Origin of the sequence: Aminobacter sp. BE322, from assembly GCF_050433525.1 — a bacterium.
In the GTDB taxonomy this organism is placed as follows: Bacteria; Pseudomonadota; Alphaproteobacteria; order Rhizobiales; family Rhizobiaceae; genus Aminobacter.
Genome location: NZ_JBNPXB010000002.1, coordinates 378,387 through 391,258, shown reverse-complemented (window position 1 = coordinate 391,258; position 12,872 = coordinate 378,387). Strand labels below are relative to the sequence as shown.

Here is a 12,872-nt window from a genome sequence, read left to right as displayed (position 1 = left end):
TCTGCCCTGCCGGGCATCTCCCCCACAAGGGGGGAGATCAGTCGCGTCGCCTCAGCCCGGCACCTTGTCGAGGAAGCCGGTGATGGCGCTCAGGCGGCCGCCTTCGATGGTGGCGAAGTCGGTGCCTTCGACCACCGCGTCGACGCCGTCGGGGCCAAGGCCCCAGGAGAAGCGGATGGTGTCGCCGAAGCCGTCGGCCTTGCGGACGGCTGCGTCGGTCTCGTTCCAGGCGGCGAAGTAGGCGTCAGTGATGGCGTTGTAGTCGGTCATTGCCGCTCTCCGTCGGGTTCGTCCTGGTTGACGCAGCCCTTTTCGCAGCAGGCGCGTCTGAGACCAATTACGCCTGAGGTAATCGAATTCGGAATTTCGGCAGCAGCCCGGCAGCGGGCGGCGATGCGTACTCACTGAAAGGAGTTCTCCCATGAGCACCGGCTATTTCGGCGACACCAAGCCCGTCAAGTATGAGGGTCCCGACAGCACCAATCCGCTGGCCTACCGGCACTACAACGCCGACGAGGTGGTGCTGGGCAAGCGGCTGGAGGACCACCTGCGCTTCGCCGTCGCCTACTGGCATACATTCGCCTGGCCGGGCGGCGACCCGTTCGGCGGCCAGACTTTTGAACGCCCCTGGTTCGGCGAGACGATGGAGCACGCCAAGCTGAAGGCCGACGTCGCCTTCGAGCTGTTCTCGCTTTTGGGCGTTCCCTACTACTGCTTCCACGACGCCGACGTGCGGCCCGAGGGTGCCAATTTCGCCGAGAGTGCCAAGCGCCTCGACGAGATCGCCGACCATTTCGAGGCCAAGATGGCCAAGACCGGCGTCAAGCTTCTGTGGGGCACGGCGAACCTGTTCTCCAACCGCCGCTTCATGGCGGGTGCGGCGACCAACCCCGATCCGGACGTCTTCGCCTATGCGGCGGCGACGGTGAAGCACTGCATCGACGTGACCAAGCGGCTGAATGGCGAGAACTACGTTCTGTGGGGCGGTCGCGAAGGTTACGAGACGCTGCTCAACACCGACATGGGCCGCGAACTCGACCAGCTCGGCCGCTTCCTCAACCTCGTGGTCGACTACAAGCACAGGATCGGCTTCACCGGCACGATCCTGATCGAGCCCAAGCCGCAGGAGCCGACCAAGCACCAGTACGACTACGACGTCGCCACCGTCTACGGCTTCCTCAGGAAGTACGGGCTGGAGAAGGAGGTGAAGGTCAACATCGAGCAGGGCCACGCGATCCTCGCCGGCCACTCGTTCGAGCACGAGCTGGCGACCGCCAATGCGCTCGGCATCTTCGGCTCCATCGACATGAACCGCAACGACTACCAGTCGGGCTGGGACACCGACCAGTTCCCCAACAACGTGCCGGAGATGGCGCTCGCCTATTACCAGGTGCTGCTCGGCGGCGGCTTCAAGACGGGCGGCACCAATTTCGATGCCAAGCTGCGCCGCCAGTCGCTCGACCCCGAGGACCTGCTGGTCGCCCATATCGGCGGCATGGACGCCTGCGCCCGTGGCCTCAAGGCGGCGGCCAGGATGATCGAGGACAAGGCGCTGTCCGGCCCGCTCGACGCTCGCTATGCCGGCTGGAACTCGGCCGAGGCCAAGGCGATGCTTGCGGGCGAGCGCAGCCTCGAGGAGATCGCCGCGCGCGTGGTGAAGGACGGCATCGAGCCGCAGCCGAAGTCGGGCCGGCAGGAGTATCTGGAGAACGTCGTCAACCGCTACGTCTGATGCGCCTTCCGGGCATGGCTGTCGGAAACCGTTGAGGCCCCACGCGCCGCCGATGGCGCGTGGATAGGGCGGTTGAGGTTCCGGCGGGGGCACACCTTGCCCCCGAATTGCCCCTTTCTCGCCCTCATGGCGCCAGTCGAATCAGCCACTTAGTGCCGCATGAGACGGGAACAAAAGACTTTCACCACCCATGATCCGGCGATCGAGGCGCTCCTGGACAAGTCGGAGGCCGTTTCCATCGTCGATCGCCTGATGGCGCTGCCGCCTGTGGCGGAGACCGAACTGTCCGACGAATGGAGCCGGGCAGTGGCAAAGCGGCTCGAACTCGTGCTCGCCGAGAGCATGCGGGCGCGCATCGACCACGAGGGCCGCGACGCGGCATAGCCTTCTCGCCGTTGCGTTTGACGAACGGAGGATGGTCCGCCATCCTCCGTCGATGATACGCGCCGTGCTCCTGGATCTCTCGGGCGTCGTCTATGACGGCGACACGCCGATCCCGGGCGCGGTCGAGGCGATCGCGCGACTGCGCGATGCCGGTTTGCCCATCCGCTTCGTCAGCAACACCACGCGCTCGCCGCGACAGGCGATCGTGGCGCAACTCGACGGCCTCGGCATCGCTGTATCCGACGACGAATTGCTCACGCCGGCGAATGCCGCGGTCGCCTGGCTGACGGCGCATGGCTGCAGCCCGCATCTGCTTGTCCATCCGGATCTCGAACCGGAGTTTTCCGGCGTCCAAGAGGGCGGGCTGAAAGCCGTCGTGGTCGGCGACGCTGCCGAGGCGTTCGGCTACACCGCGATGAACGCGGCCTTCCGGCAACTCGTCGACGGCGCCGAGTTCCTGGCGCTCGCCACCAACCGCACCTTCAAGGATGCCGACGGAGGGCTCAGCCTCGATGCAGGCGCGTTCGTCGCGGCACTGGAATTCGCGGCAGGCAAGCAGGCGATCGTGCTGGGCAAACCGTCGAGGGACTTTTTCCATGCAGCGCTCGTCGGTCTCGACTGCACGCCGGGACAGGCGGTCATGGTCGGCGACGATGCCGAAAGCGATGTGGCGGGGGCGTTGCGGGCCGGCATCGGATTGGCCTTGCTGGTGAGGACCGGCAAGTATCGTACCGGCGACGAGAGCCGGTATGCGCCGCATCCGACTGCCGTCGTCGACGACCTGGAAGCTGCGGTCGAGTGGGTTGTTCGCAAGCGAGGCTGAGGGCTGCCTTGGTCGCCGACATCCTCCTCACCGCCCGGCGCCTACGAGGTTACCCCCACCCCTAACCCCCACCCACAAGGGGGAGGGGGATTCCGGCACTGCCCACGCCAAGCGAGATGGGCTCACCATTGGATCGCAAGGCGCGACGCAAGCCTCCCTCCCCCTTGTGGGGAGGGATTGAGGGTGGGGGTCTGAAGCCGCGAGACCGTCCCTGCAGTGTGCTGGTTATCCCCGGCGCATCCTGACGGGCGCCGTTCCGAACGCGCGCGAAAAGCTGCGCGAGAAGGCGGCGGCCGAGGAGAAGCCGGCTCGCTCGGCAACTTCGGCCATGCTGACGCGGGTATCCACCACCAGCCGGCGGGCGGCACTCAATCTGAGCCTCAGATAATAGGCGCCCGGCGTTTCGCCGATAGAAGTGCGGAAGATGCTTTCGAGCGTGCGCGCCGTCACCCCGGCGCGCCTGGCGATCGCGGCGATCGTCAGCGGGCGGTCGACATGCGCCTCCATCAGCCGGATCGCCTGGGCGAGCCGCGGATCGTAACCGTCGAGCCGGCCGAGCGAGACCAGCGGCTGGGCGTCGGTCGCCGCCCGCGACTGGTCGTAGATGAAGACGCTCGCCACATCGAGCGCCACGGCCATGCCGAGCCGCGACCGCACCAGATGCAGCATCAGGTCGAAAGTCGGGGCGGCACCGCCGCAGGTGAACACCGGGCCGTCGATGATGTAGCGGTCGGGGCGCACCTCGACCTCGGGAAAAGCCACTGAAAAGTCCTCCAGGTCCTCCCAGTGCGTGGTCGCGGCCCGCCCGTCCAGCAGGCCGGCGCGAGCGACCAGCCAGGTGCCGGCCTCGACGCCGCCGACGGCCCGCGCGCCACGCGCGGCGCGGCGGAGGCCGCCAAGCAGTTTCGACGTCGTGTAGCCCTGGGTGCCGAAGCCGGCGACGACGACGAGCACGTCGCACGGCTCCGCGGGATCGAAGGCGCCGGATACGGCTACCGGCAGGCCGCAGGTGGTGACCGCCGGCTCCCCGGTGGCCGAGACGAGGCGGAAATCGAACAGCGTTTCGCCGGCGATGCGGTTGGCGGCGCGCAGCGGATCGATGGCGGAGGCCACGCACATGATGGACGCGCCGGAGAAGACCAGCATCGTCACCCTGAGCGGGGCGCGCTCGCTGCGAAAGATTGTCGGTTTTTCGCTCTTGGCCATTTGGATTTCGTAAAACGCAAAACAGATGCACGCAAGCGGCGCGATGATCGCGGCCAGATGTTTCGTATGGGAGGAATGCGATGCCGCTCGAGATGAACCGCGAGGTCTTCATTACCTGTGCCGTGACCGGGTCCGGCGGCACGCAGGATCGCAGCCATCTGGTGCCGCGCTCGCCCAAAGAGATCGCCGACTCGGCCATCGAGGCGGCCAAGGCGGGTTCGGCGATCGTGCACTGCCACGTCCGCGACCCCGAGACCGGCAAGCCGCGCCGCGACATCCATCTCTACCGCGAGGTGACCGAGCGCATCCGCGAGGCCGACGTCGACGTGGTGCTCAACCTCACCGCCGGCATGGGCGGCGACATGGTGTTCGGTGGCGTCGAGAGCCCGCTGCCGCTGAAGGAAGCCGGCACCGACATGGGCGGCGCGTCGAACCGCGTCGAGCATGTGCGCCAGTGCCTGCCGGAGATCTGCACGCTCGACTGCGGCACGATGAACTTCGCCGAGGCCGACTACGTCATGACCAACACGCCGGGCATGCTGCGCGCCATGGGCGGCATGATGACGGCGATGGGCGTGAAGCCCGAGATCGAGGCCTTCGACACCGGCCACCTGTGGTTTGCCAAGCAGCTGGTGGAGGAGGGCGTGCTTGCTCCCGACGCGCTGGTGCAGCTGTGCATGGGGGTGCCGTGGGGGGCGCCCGACGACCTCAACACCTTCATGGCCATGGTCAACAACGTGCCGAAGAGCTGGACCTTTTCGGCCTTCTCGCTCGGCCGCAACCAGATGGCCTATGCGGCGGCGGCCGTGCTTGCCGGCGGCAACGTGCGCGTCGGCCTCGAGGATAATCTCTGGCTCGACAAGGGCGTGCTGGCGACCAACGCGCAGCTGGTTGAGAAGGCGGTGACCATCGTCGAGAATCTGGGCGCGCGGGTGATCGGGCCGGAGGAGGTGCGCAAGAAGCTGAACCTGGTGAAGCGCGCGCCGCTGGCGGCGTAGGAAAATCGCGAACATGGCATTCCTTCGCGCCCCCCCTCTGTCCTGCCGGACATCTCCCCCACAAGGGGGGAGATCAGCCAGCCGCACAGGGGGCGCCAACTTTCGGCGTCGCGGGGAAGGTAGGGAAATCGAAGCTGCCAATCTCCCCCCTTGTGGGGGAGATGTCCGGCAGGACAGAGGGGGGCAACGTAGAGTGCTACGCCCTCGGTGAGAGGGAGTTCACACGATGACAATTTCCAAGGCAGCCGCCATCGGCGGCGGGGTGATCGGCGCCGGATGGGTGGCGCGGCTGCTGCTCAACGGCATCGACGTGTCGATCTACGATCCCGACCCGGAGGCCTCCCGCAAGGTCGGCGAGGTGATGAAGGGCGCGCGCCGCGCCTACAAGCAGATGCTGCCCGGCGGCCTGCCCAAGGAGGGCAAGCTGACCTTCGCCAAGACCATCGCCGAGGCCGTGGCCGATGCCGACTTCATCCAGGAAAGCGTGCCCGAACGGCTCGACCTCAAGCACAAGGTGCTGGCGGAGATCGACAGCCACGCCCCCGCCAATTCGATCATCGGTTCGTCCACCTCGGGCATCAAGCCGTCGGACATGCAGGTGGCGATGAAGAAGCATCCCGAGCGGCTGGTGGTCGGCCATCCGTTCAATCCGGTCTACCTGCTGCCGATCGTCGAGATCGTCGGCGGCGCCCAGACCTTCCCCGAGGCCATCGAGGTGGCCAAGGAGATCTACGCCTCCATCGGCATGAAGCCGGTGGTGATCCGCAAGGAGATCGAGGCCTTCGTCGGCGATCGTTTGCTGGAGGCGGCATGGCGCGAGGCGCTGTGGCTGATCAAGGACGGCATCTGCTCGGTCGAGGAGCTCGACGACATCATGCGCTACGGCTTCGGTCTGCGCTGGGCCCAGATGGGCATGTTCCAGGTCTATCGCGTCGCCGGCGGCGAGGCCGGCATGCGCCACTTCATGGCCCAGTTCGGCCCGTGCCTGAAATGGCCGTGGACCAAGCTGATGGACGTGCCCGAGTTCAACGACGAGCTTGTCGACCTGATCGCGACCCAGTCGGACGAGCAATCCGACAAATGGTCGATCCGCGAACTGGAAAAGATCCGCGACGACAATCTCGTGGCGATCATGGATGCGCTGTCGAAGCAGAACAAGGGCAAGGGATGGGGCGCCGGCGCGCTCTACAAGGACTACACCAGGCAGCTGGCGGCCCAGGCCAAGCCGAAGGTTTCCAAGGCAGCCGAAAAGGCCAAGGCAAGCAAGCCCGTGAAGACGGTGAAGAAGGCTGCGGCCAAGAAGAAGGGCTAGCGCCATGCATTTCGGTCTGTCCGAGGAACAGCAGCTGATCGTCGACACGACGCGCGCCTTCGTCGAGAACGAGCTCTACCCGCATGAGCGCGAAGTCGAGCGCACGGGCCATCTGCGGCGCGAGCTGATCGAGGAGATCAAGCAAAAGGCGATCGCCGCCGGGCTCTATGCCGCCAACATGCCGGCGGATGTCGGTGGCGCCGGGCTCGATACGCTGACCTGGCTGCTCTACGAGAAGGAGCTCGGCCGCGCCAACTATGCGCTGCATTGGACCTGCGTGGCGCGCCCGTCGAACATCCTGCTCGCCGGCACGCCGGAGCAGCGCGAGAAGTATCTCTTCCCCTGCATACGCGGCGAGAAATGGGACTGCCTCGCCATGACCGAGCCGGGCGCCGGCTCCGACCTGCGCGGCATGAAGGCATCCGCCGTCGAGAAGGGCGGCGACTGGGTGCTGAACGGCACCAAGCATTTCATCTCCCACGCCGACCTCGCCGATTTCGCCATCGTGTTCATGGCATCGGGCGAGGAAGACACGCCGCGCGGAAAACGCAAGAAGATCACCGCCTTCTTCGTCGACAAGGGCACGCCGGGCTTCACCGTGCGCGACGGCTACCGCAACGTCTCGCATCGCGGCTACACCAATTCGGTGTTGGAGTTCGACGACTGCCGCCTGCCGGCGAGCCAGGTTCTGGGCGAGGTGCACAAGGGTTTCGAGGTCGCCAACAGCTGGCTGGGGGCGACGCGCCTGCAGGTGGGCGCCACCTGCCTCGGCCGCGCCGAACGGGCGCTGGGCCACGCCGTCGAATATGCGGCGCAGCGCGAGCAGTTCGGCCAGCAGATCGGCAAGTTCCAGGGCGTGTCGTTCAAGCTCGCCGACATGGCGACCGAACTCAAGGCGGCCGAGCTGATGGTGATGGAGGCCGGCTGGAAATACGACCAGGGCACGGTCACCGACCAGGACATGGCGATGGCCAAGCTGAAGGCCACCGAGATGCTGGCCTTCGTCGCCGACGAGGCGATCCAGGTCCATGGCGGCATGGGCCTGATGGACGACCTGCCGCTGGAGCGCATCTGGCGCGACGCCCGCGTCGAGCGCATCTGGGAAGGAACGTCGGAAATCCAGCGGCACATCATCTCCCGCGCCCTGCTCAGGGCGGTGGGCGGATGATGTCGCGGCTTCCTGGTTCGACCCTCCCCCTTGTGGGGAGGATGGCCCGCAGGGCCGGGTGGGGGTAAATATGTCTGGCTCGACTTCATCTACCCCCACCCCGAAGCCGGCGCCGCCCGAACCCGGCAAGGGCAGGCTCGAACGCCTGCTGCGGCCGAAATCGATTGCCGTGTTCGGCGGCTCGCAGGCAGCCGCCGTGGTCAGGCAATGCCTGAAAATGGGCTTTGCCGGCGACATTTGGCCGGTGCACCCGACGAAGGAGGTAGTCGAGGGGATAAAAACCTTCCGCTCCGTCGCCGAACTGCCGGGCGCGCCCGACGCGGCCTTCGTCGGCGTCAACCGCTTCCTGACCATCGAGGTGATCGCGCAGCTGTCTGCGCGCGGCGCGGGCGGGGCGATCTCTTTTGCCTCCGGCTTCCTCGAGGCCGGCAACGACGATGCCGATGGCGAGCGGCTGCAGGCCGAGCTGGTGGCGGCCGCCGGTGCCATGCCGGTCATCGGACCCAACTGCTACGGCCTGATCAACTATGCCGACGGCGCGCTATTGTGGCCCGACCAGCATGGCGGTCAGCGGCTTGCGCCTGGTGGGCGGGGTGTCGCCATCATCACGCAATCGTCCAACATCGCCTGCAACCTGACCATGCAGAAGCGCGGCCTGCCGGTGGCCTTCCTGATGACCGCGGGCAACCAGGCGCAGACGGGCCTGTCCGAGATGGCGCTGGGCCTGATCGAGGACGAGCGGGTGTCCTGCCTCGGCCTGCATATCGAGGGCTTCGACAAGGTCGAGGGCTTCGAGCGGCTGGCGGCGCGGGCGCGGGAACTGAACAAGCCGATCGTCGCCATGAAGGTCGGCCGCTCCGAGCAGGCGCGCAAGGCGACGATCTCGCACACGGCGTCGCTGGCTGGTTCGGACGCAGCGTCCGACGCCTTCCTCAAACGCCTCGGCATTGCCCGTGTCGACACCATCCCGTCGCTGCTCGAGACGCTGAAGCTCCTGCACGCCGTCGGCCCGCTGCCGGGATTTTCGCTGTCGTCGATGAGCTGCTCGGGCGGCGAGGCATCGGTCATGGCCGACAGCGCCGAGGGCCGGCGGCTCCACTTCCCGGCGCTGTCGCCGGAGCATTATGCCCGGGTCAAGTCGACGCTCGGCGCCTTCGTGGCGGTCGCCAACCCGCTCGACTACCACACCTTCATCTGGAACGACGAACCGGCGATGACAGCCACCTTCACGGCGATGGCGTCGAGCGGGTTCGACCTCAACATGCTGGTGCTCGATTTCCCGCGCAGCGACCGCTGCTCCGACGCCGACTGGTGGCCGACCGTACGTGCCTTCGAGGCGGCGCTGAAGGCCAACGGCGCGCGCGGGGCGATCGTGGCGTCGATGTCGGAGAACCTGACCGAGGCGCACGCGGCCGACCTGTTTGCGCGCGGCATCGTGCCGTTGCAGGGCATCGCCGAGGCGATGGACGCGGCGGAGGCGGCGGCGATGATTGGCGAGGCGTGGGCGAAGCCCTTTGCCTCCCTCTTGTGGGGAGGTCGCGCCGAAGGCGCGGGTGGGGGTAACCGAGCCGCCGCCAATACCCCCACCCCGGCGCTGCGCGCCGACCCTCCCCTCAAGGGTGAGGGTGGAACCCTCGACGAAGCTGCCGCCAAATCCCTGCTGCGCGAAGCAGGCCTTGCCGTGCCGGCGGGTCGTCGCGCGAAAAGCGTAGCCGAAGCCATCGCGGCAGCCGAGGCGCTCGGCTATCCCGTCGCGCTCAAGGCGCTGGGCGTCGCCCACAAGAGCGAGCTGGGCGCCGTGCGGCTCAACTTGAAGAACGGCGAGGACGTCGGCGCGGCGGCTGCCGCCCTGCTGCCGCTCGGCTTCGGCCTCTATGTCGAGAAGATGGTTTCAGGCGGGGTGGCGGAGCTGATCGTTGGAATCGTACGCGATCCGCTTTTCGGGCCGGTGATGACCATCGGTACCGGCGGCGTGCTGGTCGAGCTGATCAAGGACAGCGCCACGCTGCTTTTGCCCGCATCGCGCGGCGAGGTCGAGCTAGCGCTCAAGCGGCTGAAGATGTTCCCGCTGCTCGACGGCTACCGCGGCCGCGCCCGGGCGGACGTTGGCGCCGCCGTCTATGCGATCATGGCGATCGCCGAATTCGTCTCCGATCATGCCGATGCAATCGAGGAACTCGACATCAACCCGCTGATCGTCTGCGGCGAAGGGCAGGGCGCCTGGATCGCGGACGCGCTGCTGGTAGGTTCAAATGGCCCCTCATCCCCTGCCGGACCTTCTCCCCGTCGTGACGGGGAGAAGGAGGATGGCCGCGGCGTTGACGCCCCCCTCTCTCCGTCATCTACGGGGAGAGGGAAAGGGTGAGGGGCCAAAGGTCGTGAGGGCCATCCAGGCCAAGGGTGAGTGAGGGCAATGGAGGGAAAAATGTCCGACGTCGTGAAAACCCGCCGCGAGGGCGCCATCCTCGAGGTCACGCTCGACCGGCCCAAGGCGAACGCCATCGATCTCGCGACGTCGCGGCTGCTGGGCGAAACCTTCAAGGCCTTCCGCGACGATCCGGAGCTGCGCGTCGCCATCGTCAAGACGGCGGGGGAGAAGTTCTTCTCCGCCGGCTGGGACCTCAAGGCCGCCGCCAATGGCGATGCGGTCGACGGCGACTATGGCGTCGGCGGCTTCGGCGGGCTGCAGGAGCTGCGCGACCTCAACAAGCCGGTCATCGCCTGCGTCAACGGCATGGCGGTGGGCGGCGGCTTCGAGCTGGCGCTGTCCTGCGACCTGATCTACGCCTCCGAACATTCGAGCTTCGCGTTGCCCGAGATCAAGGCCGGCACGCTGGCGGATGCGGCGACCATCAAGCTGCCCAAGCGCATTCCCTATCACGTGGCGATGGACCTCCTGCTCACCGGCCGCTGGATGGACGTGGCCGAGGCGCATCGCTGGGGCCTGGTCAACGAGGTGCTGCCGTCCGACAAGCTCGAGGACCGCGTCTGGGAGATCGCCCGGCTGCTCGCCGGCGGCCCGCCGCTGGTCTTCGCCGCCATCAAGGAGGTGGCGCGCGCGGCCGAGGTGATGGGCTTTCAGGAAACTATGAACCGCATCACCAAGCGCCAGTTCCGCACGGTGGACGAACTCTACGCCTCGGAGGACAATCTCGAGGGCTTCAAGGCATTCGCCGAAAAGCGCGATCCGGTGTGGAAGGGGAAGTAGGTTCGTGGAGATGACTGCGTTCTCTCGCGCCCCCCCTCTGGCCTGCCGGCCATCTCCCCCACGAGGGGGGAGATCAGTCGCGTCGGCCTCGCGCCAAGCTCCTCGGCTTCGCAACGCGGCGTACATCTGGGAAGCTTGCGATTGGTCGCGACGTCGGCGGCAGCCTGATCTCCCCCCTCGTGGGGGAGATGGCCGGCAGGCCAGAGGGGGGCAACGTAGAGTGCAATTCATGCCGGAGTCAGCACCAATGACCGATTACGCCAAACTCATCGACGCCGAAACCTGGGCCTTCATCGAGCGGACCAATTCCTACTATCCGCCCGACACGATCGACTACACCATCGCCGAGCAGCGCGCGATCTACGACCGCATGTGCCGCGAGTTCTTCGCCGGCTATCCCGAGGGCGTTGCAGCCGAGACGACGGCCATCGCCGTCCCGGGGCGGAAAATCCCGATCCGCATCTACAGGGCAGCCGGCAAGACGCCGGAAGCGGTGGTGCTCTATCTTCATGGCGGCGGCTTCGTGGTCGGCGGGCTCGACAGCCATGACGATGTCTGCGCCGAACTCTGCAGCCGCACCGGCTGCGAAGTCGTGTCGGTCGACTACCGGCTGGCGCCCGAGCACCGGCATCCGGCGGCCTTCGACGACGCCATGGCCGCGTTCGAATGGGCGATCCAAAACTACGCTCAGCCAATCGTGCTCGTCGGCGACAGCGCCGGCGGCAACCTCGCCGCCGCCGTCAGCCACGCCACGCGCGGCCACAAGCGCCGACCGGTCGGGCAGGTGATGATCTATCCCGGGCTGGGCGGCGACCAGTCGCGCGGCTCCTATGTCCGTCACGCCGAGGCGCCGATGCTGACCATGCGCGACGTCGAATTCTACAGGGACATACGCACCGGCGGCGAGGACCGCACCGGCGACATCACGCTTACGCCGCTCGCCGACGCCGATTTCTGCAATCTGCCGCCGACGGTGATCATCACCGCCGAATGCGACCCGCTGTCTTCCGACGGCGAGGCCTATGGCGAACGCGTGGTCGCCGCCGGCGGCAAGGCGTTCTGGCACGAGGAACCGGGGCTGGTGCACGGCTACCTGCGCGCCCGTCACACCGTCGGCCGCGCGCGCGCCAGCTTCACCCGCATCGTCGATGCGGTCGCCGTGCTGGGGCGAGCGGAGTGGGTGTGGTGAGGCTCGGCCGGATGCAGCAGGTTGGGCACATGCGCATTCGCGGGTTCGGAACTACTCGTCCAGCCGAGCCTCGATATCCATGCGCCGGTGAAGAATACGGACGACGTCTACCGCGTCGCCTACAATGCTGTAGACGACAAGATGCGATCCGACATTCGCCTTGAAATAGCCGGGACGGATACTCGCAAGGGATCGGCCTTTGCGCCTGCCTGCCGCTATCTCCAGGCCGCAACCGTGAATTTGCAGCACGTATCGGTCGGCTTGTTCCTGACTCCACTGGCTAGCGGTGTAGCGCCAGATCTGTTCGAGATCCGCTTCGGCTGCCGGTGAGAAGAGCAGGCGCTTATCGGCCATGGCCGGCTCGCATCCGGCCTAGGAATGTCTCGACTTCGAGCGGTTTGGAGGGGCCACTTTCCTCGCCTTCGATGATGGCAGCGCGCAACCGGGCCACCTGCAGCTCATGTTCTTCCAATAGCCGCAGACCCGCCCGGATGACCTCGCTGGCCGAGTTGTAGCGGCCATCCTCGACCTGTCTGTCGACAAAATCGGAGAAATGCTGGCCGAGCGAGATGGAGGTGTTCTTGTTCATGGCAAGACGATACCAAAAATTGGTATCGTTGCCAAATTCGGCAATGTTGCACGACCGGCCAGCTTCACCCGTATCGTCGATGCGGTCGCCGCGCTCGGACGCGGCGCGTGGGTGTGGTGAGGTTCGGCAAGTAGCGCCTCATTTCTTCCCACCCCCCTCTGGCCTGCCGGCCATCTCCCCCACAAGGGGGGAGATCAGGCCTTCGTCGAAGCCGGCCATAATCACCAACTTCGCAAGGGGCTGCTCGGCAAGCACAATTGTTC

13 protein-coding genes are annotated in these 12,872 nt (G+C 66.7%); 9 read left to right on the top strand and 4 right to left on the bottom strand.

What is annotated here, in order from left to right:
• Nucleotides 1-51: 51 nt before the first annotated feature.
• Nucleotides 52-270: a hypothetical protein gene (locus J2X50_RS05895; protein WP_429092736.1), complete on the bottom strand. Its 219-nt coding sequence runs from the start codon at nucleotides 268-270 to the stop codon at nucleotides 52-54.
• A gap of 151 nt (nucleotides 271-421) precedes the next feature.
• Between J2X50_RS05895 and xylA the strand changes: the two genes are divergently transcribed.
• From xylA to J2X50_RS05880, 3 genes are all read left to right on the top strand, one after another.
• Nucleotides 422-1,732 carry a xylose isomerase gene (gene xylA / locus J2X50_RS05890; protein WP_429092734.1) on the top strand — a complete coding sequence of 437 codons (1,311 nt, stop codon included), beginning with the start codon at nucleotides 422-424 and terminating at the stop codon, nucleotides 1,730-1,732.
• 159 nt (nucleotides 1,733-1,891) lie between these two features.
• Nucleotides 1,892-2,116 carry a hypothetical protein gene (locus tag J2X50_RS05885; protein WP_429092732.1) on the top strand — a complete coding sequence of 75 codons (225 nt, stop codon included), beginning with the start codon at nucleotides 1,892-1,894 and terminating at the stop codon, nucleotides 2,114-2,116.
• Nucleotides 2,117-2,180: 64 nt separating this feature from the next.
• Nucleotides 2,181-2,939 carry a TIGR01458 family HAD-type hydrolase gene (locus J2X50_RS05880; protein ID WP_429092730.1) on the top strand — a complete coding sequence of 253 codons (759 nt, stop codon included), beginning with the start codon at nucleotides 2,181-2,183 and terminating at the stop codon, nucleotides 2,937-2,939.
• Nucleotides 2,940-3,164: 225 nt separating this feature from the next.
• On the opposite strand, the gene J2X50_RS05875 is transcribed toward J2X50_RS05880, so the two are convergent.
• Complete coding sequence (locus J2X50_RS05875) at nucleotides 3,165-4,145, bottom strand: GlxA family transcriptional regulator (RefSeq protein ID WP_429092728.1); 981 nt, start codon at nucleotides 4,143-4,145, stop codon at nucleotides 3,165-3,167.
• A gap of 80 nt (nucleotides 4,146-4,225) precedes the next feature.
• Between J2X50_RS05875 and J2X50_RS05870 the strand changes: the two genes are divergently transcribed.
• The 6 genes from J2X50_RS05870 to J2X50_RS05845 all read left to right on the top strand — a co-directional run bounded on the left by J2X50_RS05870 (nucleotide 4,226) and on the right by J2X50_RS05845 (nucleotide 12,020).
• Complete coding sequence (locus J2X50_RS05870) at nucleotides 4,226-5,143, top strand: 3-keto-5-aminohexanoate cleavage protein (protein WP_429092725.1); 918 nt, start codon at nucleotides 4,226-4,228, stop codon at nucleotides 5,141-5,143.
• A gap of 226 nt (nucleotides 5,144-5,369) precedes the next feature.
• Complete coding sequence (locus tag J2X50_RS05865; RefSeq protein ID WP_429092722.1) at nucleotides 5,370-6,455, top strand: carnitine 3-dehydrogenase; 1,086 nt, start codon at nucleotides 5,370-5,372, stop codon at nucleotides 6,453-6,455.
• Nucleotides 6,456-6,459: 4 nt separating this feature from the next.
• Complete coding sequence (locus J2X50_RS05860; protein WP_429092719.1) at nucleotides 6,460-7,623, top strand: acyl-CoA dehydrogenase family protein; 1,164 nt, start codon at nucleotides 6,460-6,462, stop codon at nucleotides 7,621-7,623.
• 70 nt (nucleotides 7,624-7,693) lie between these two features.
• Complete coding sequence (locus J2X50_RS05855) at nucleotides 7,694-9,988, top strand: acetate--CoA ligase family protein (RefSeq protein ID WP_429092717.1); 2,295 nt, start codon at nucleotides 7,694-7,696, stop codon at nucleotides 9,986-9,988.
• A 60-nt stretch (nucleotides 9,989-10,048) separates the two neighbouring features.
• Nucleotides 10,049-10,831: a carnitinyl-CoA dehydratase gene (locus tag J2X50_RS05850; RefSeq protein WP_429092715.1), complete on the top strand. Its 783-nt coding sequence runs from the start codon at nucleotides 10,049-10,051 to the stop codon at nucleotides 10,829-10,831.
• A gap of 247 nt (nucleotides 10,832-11,078) precedes the next feature.
• Nucleotides 11,079-12,020 carry an alpha/beta hydrolase gene (locus J2X50_RS05845; RefSeq protein WP_429092712.1) on the top strand — a complete coding sequence of 314 codons (942 nt, stop codon included), beginning with the start codon at nucleotides 11,079-11,081 and terminating at the stop codon, nucleotides 12,018-12,020.
• A gap of 51 nt (nucleotides 12,021-12,071) precedes the next feature.
• On the opposite strand, the gene J2X50_RS05840 is transcribed toward J2X50_RS05845, so the two are convergent.
• Nucleotides 12,072-12,374, bottom strand: a complete 303-nt coding sequence (locus J2X50_RS05840) for a type II toxin-antitoxin system RelE/ParE family toxin (RefSeq protein ID WP_429092709.1) — start codon at nucleotides 12,372-12,374, stop codon at nucleotides 12,072-12,074.
• Nucleotides 12,364-12,609, bottom strand: a complete 246-nt coding sequence (locus tag J2X50_RS05835) for a type II toxin-antitoxin system ParD family antitoxin (protein WP_429092707.1) — start codon at nucleotides 12,607-12,609, stop codon at nucleotides 12,364-12,366. Before J2X50_RS05835 ends, J2X50_RS05840 begins: the two co-directional genes overlap by 11 nt.
• Nucleotides 12,610-12,872 lie beyond the last annotated feature (263 nt).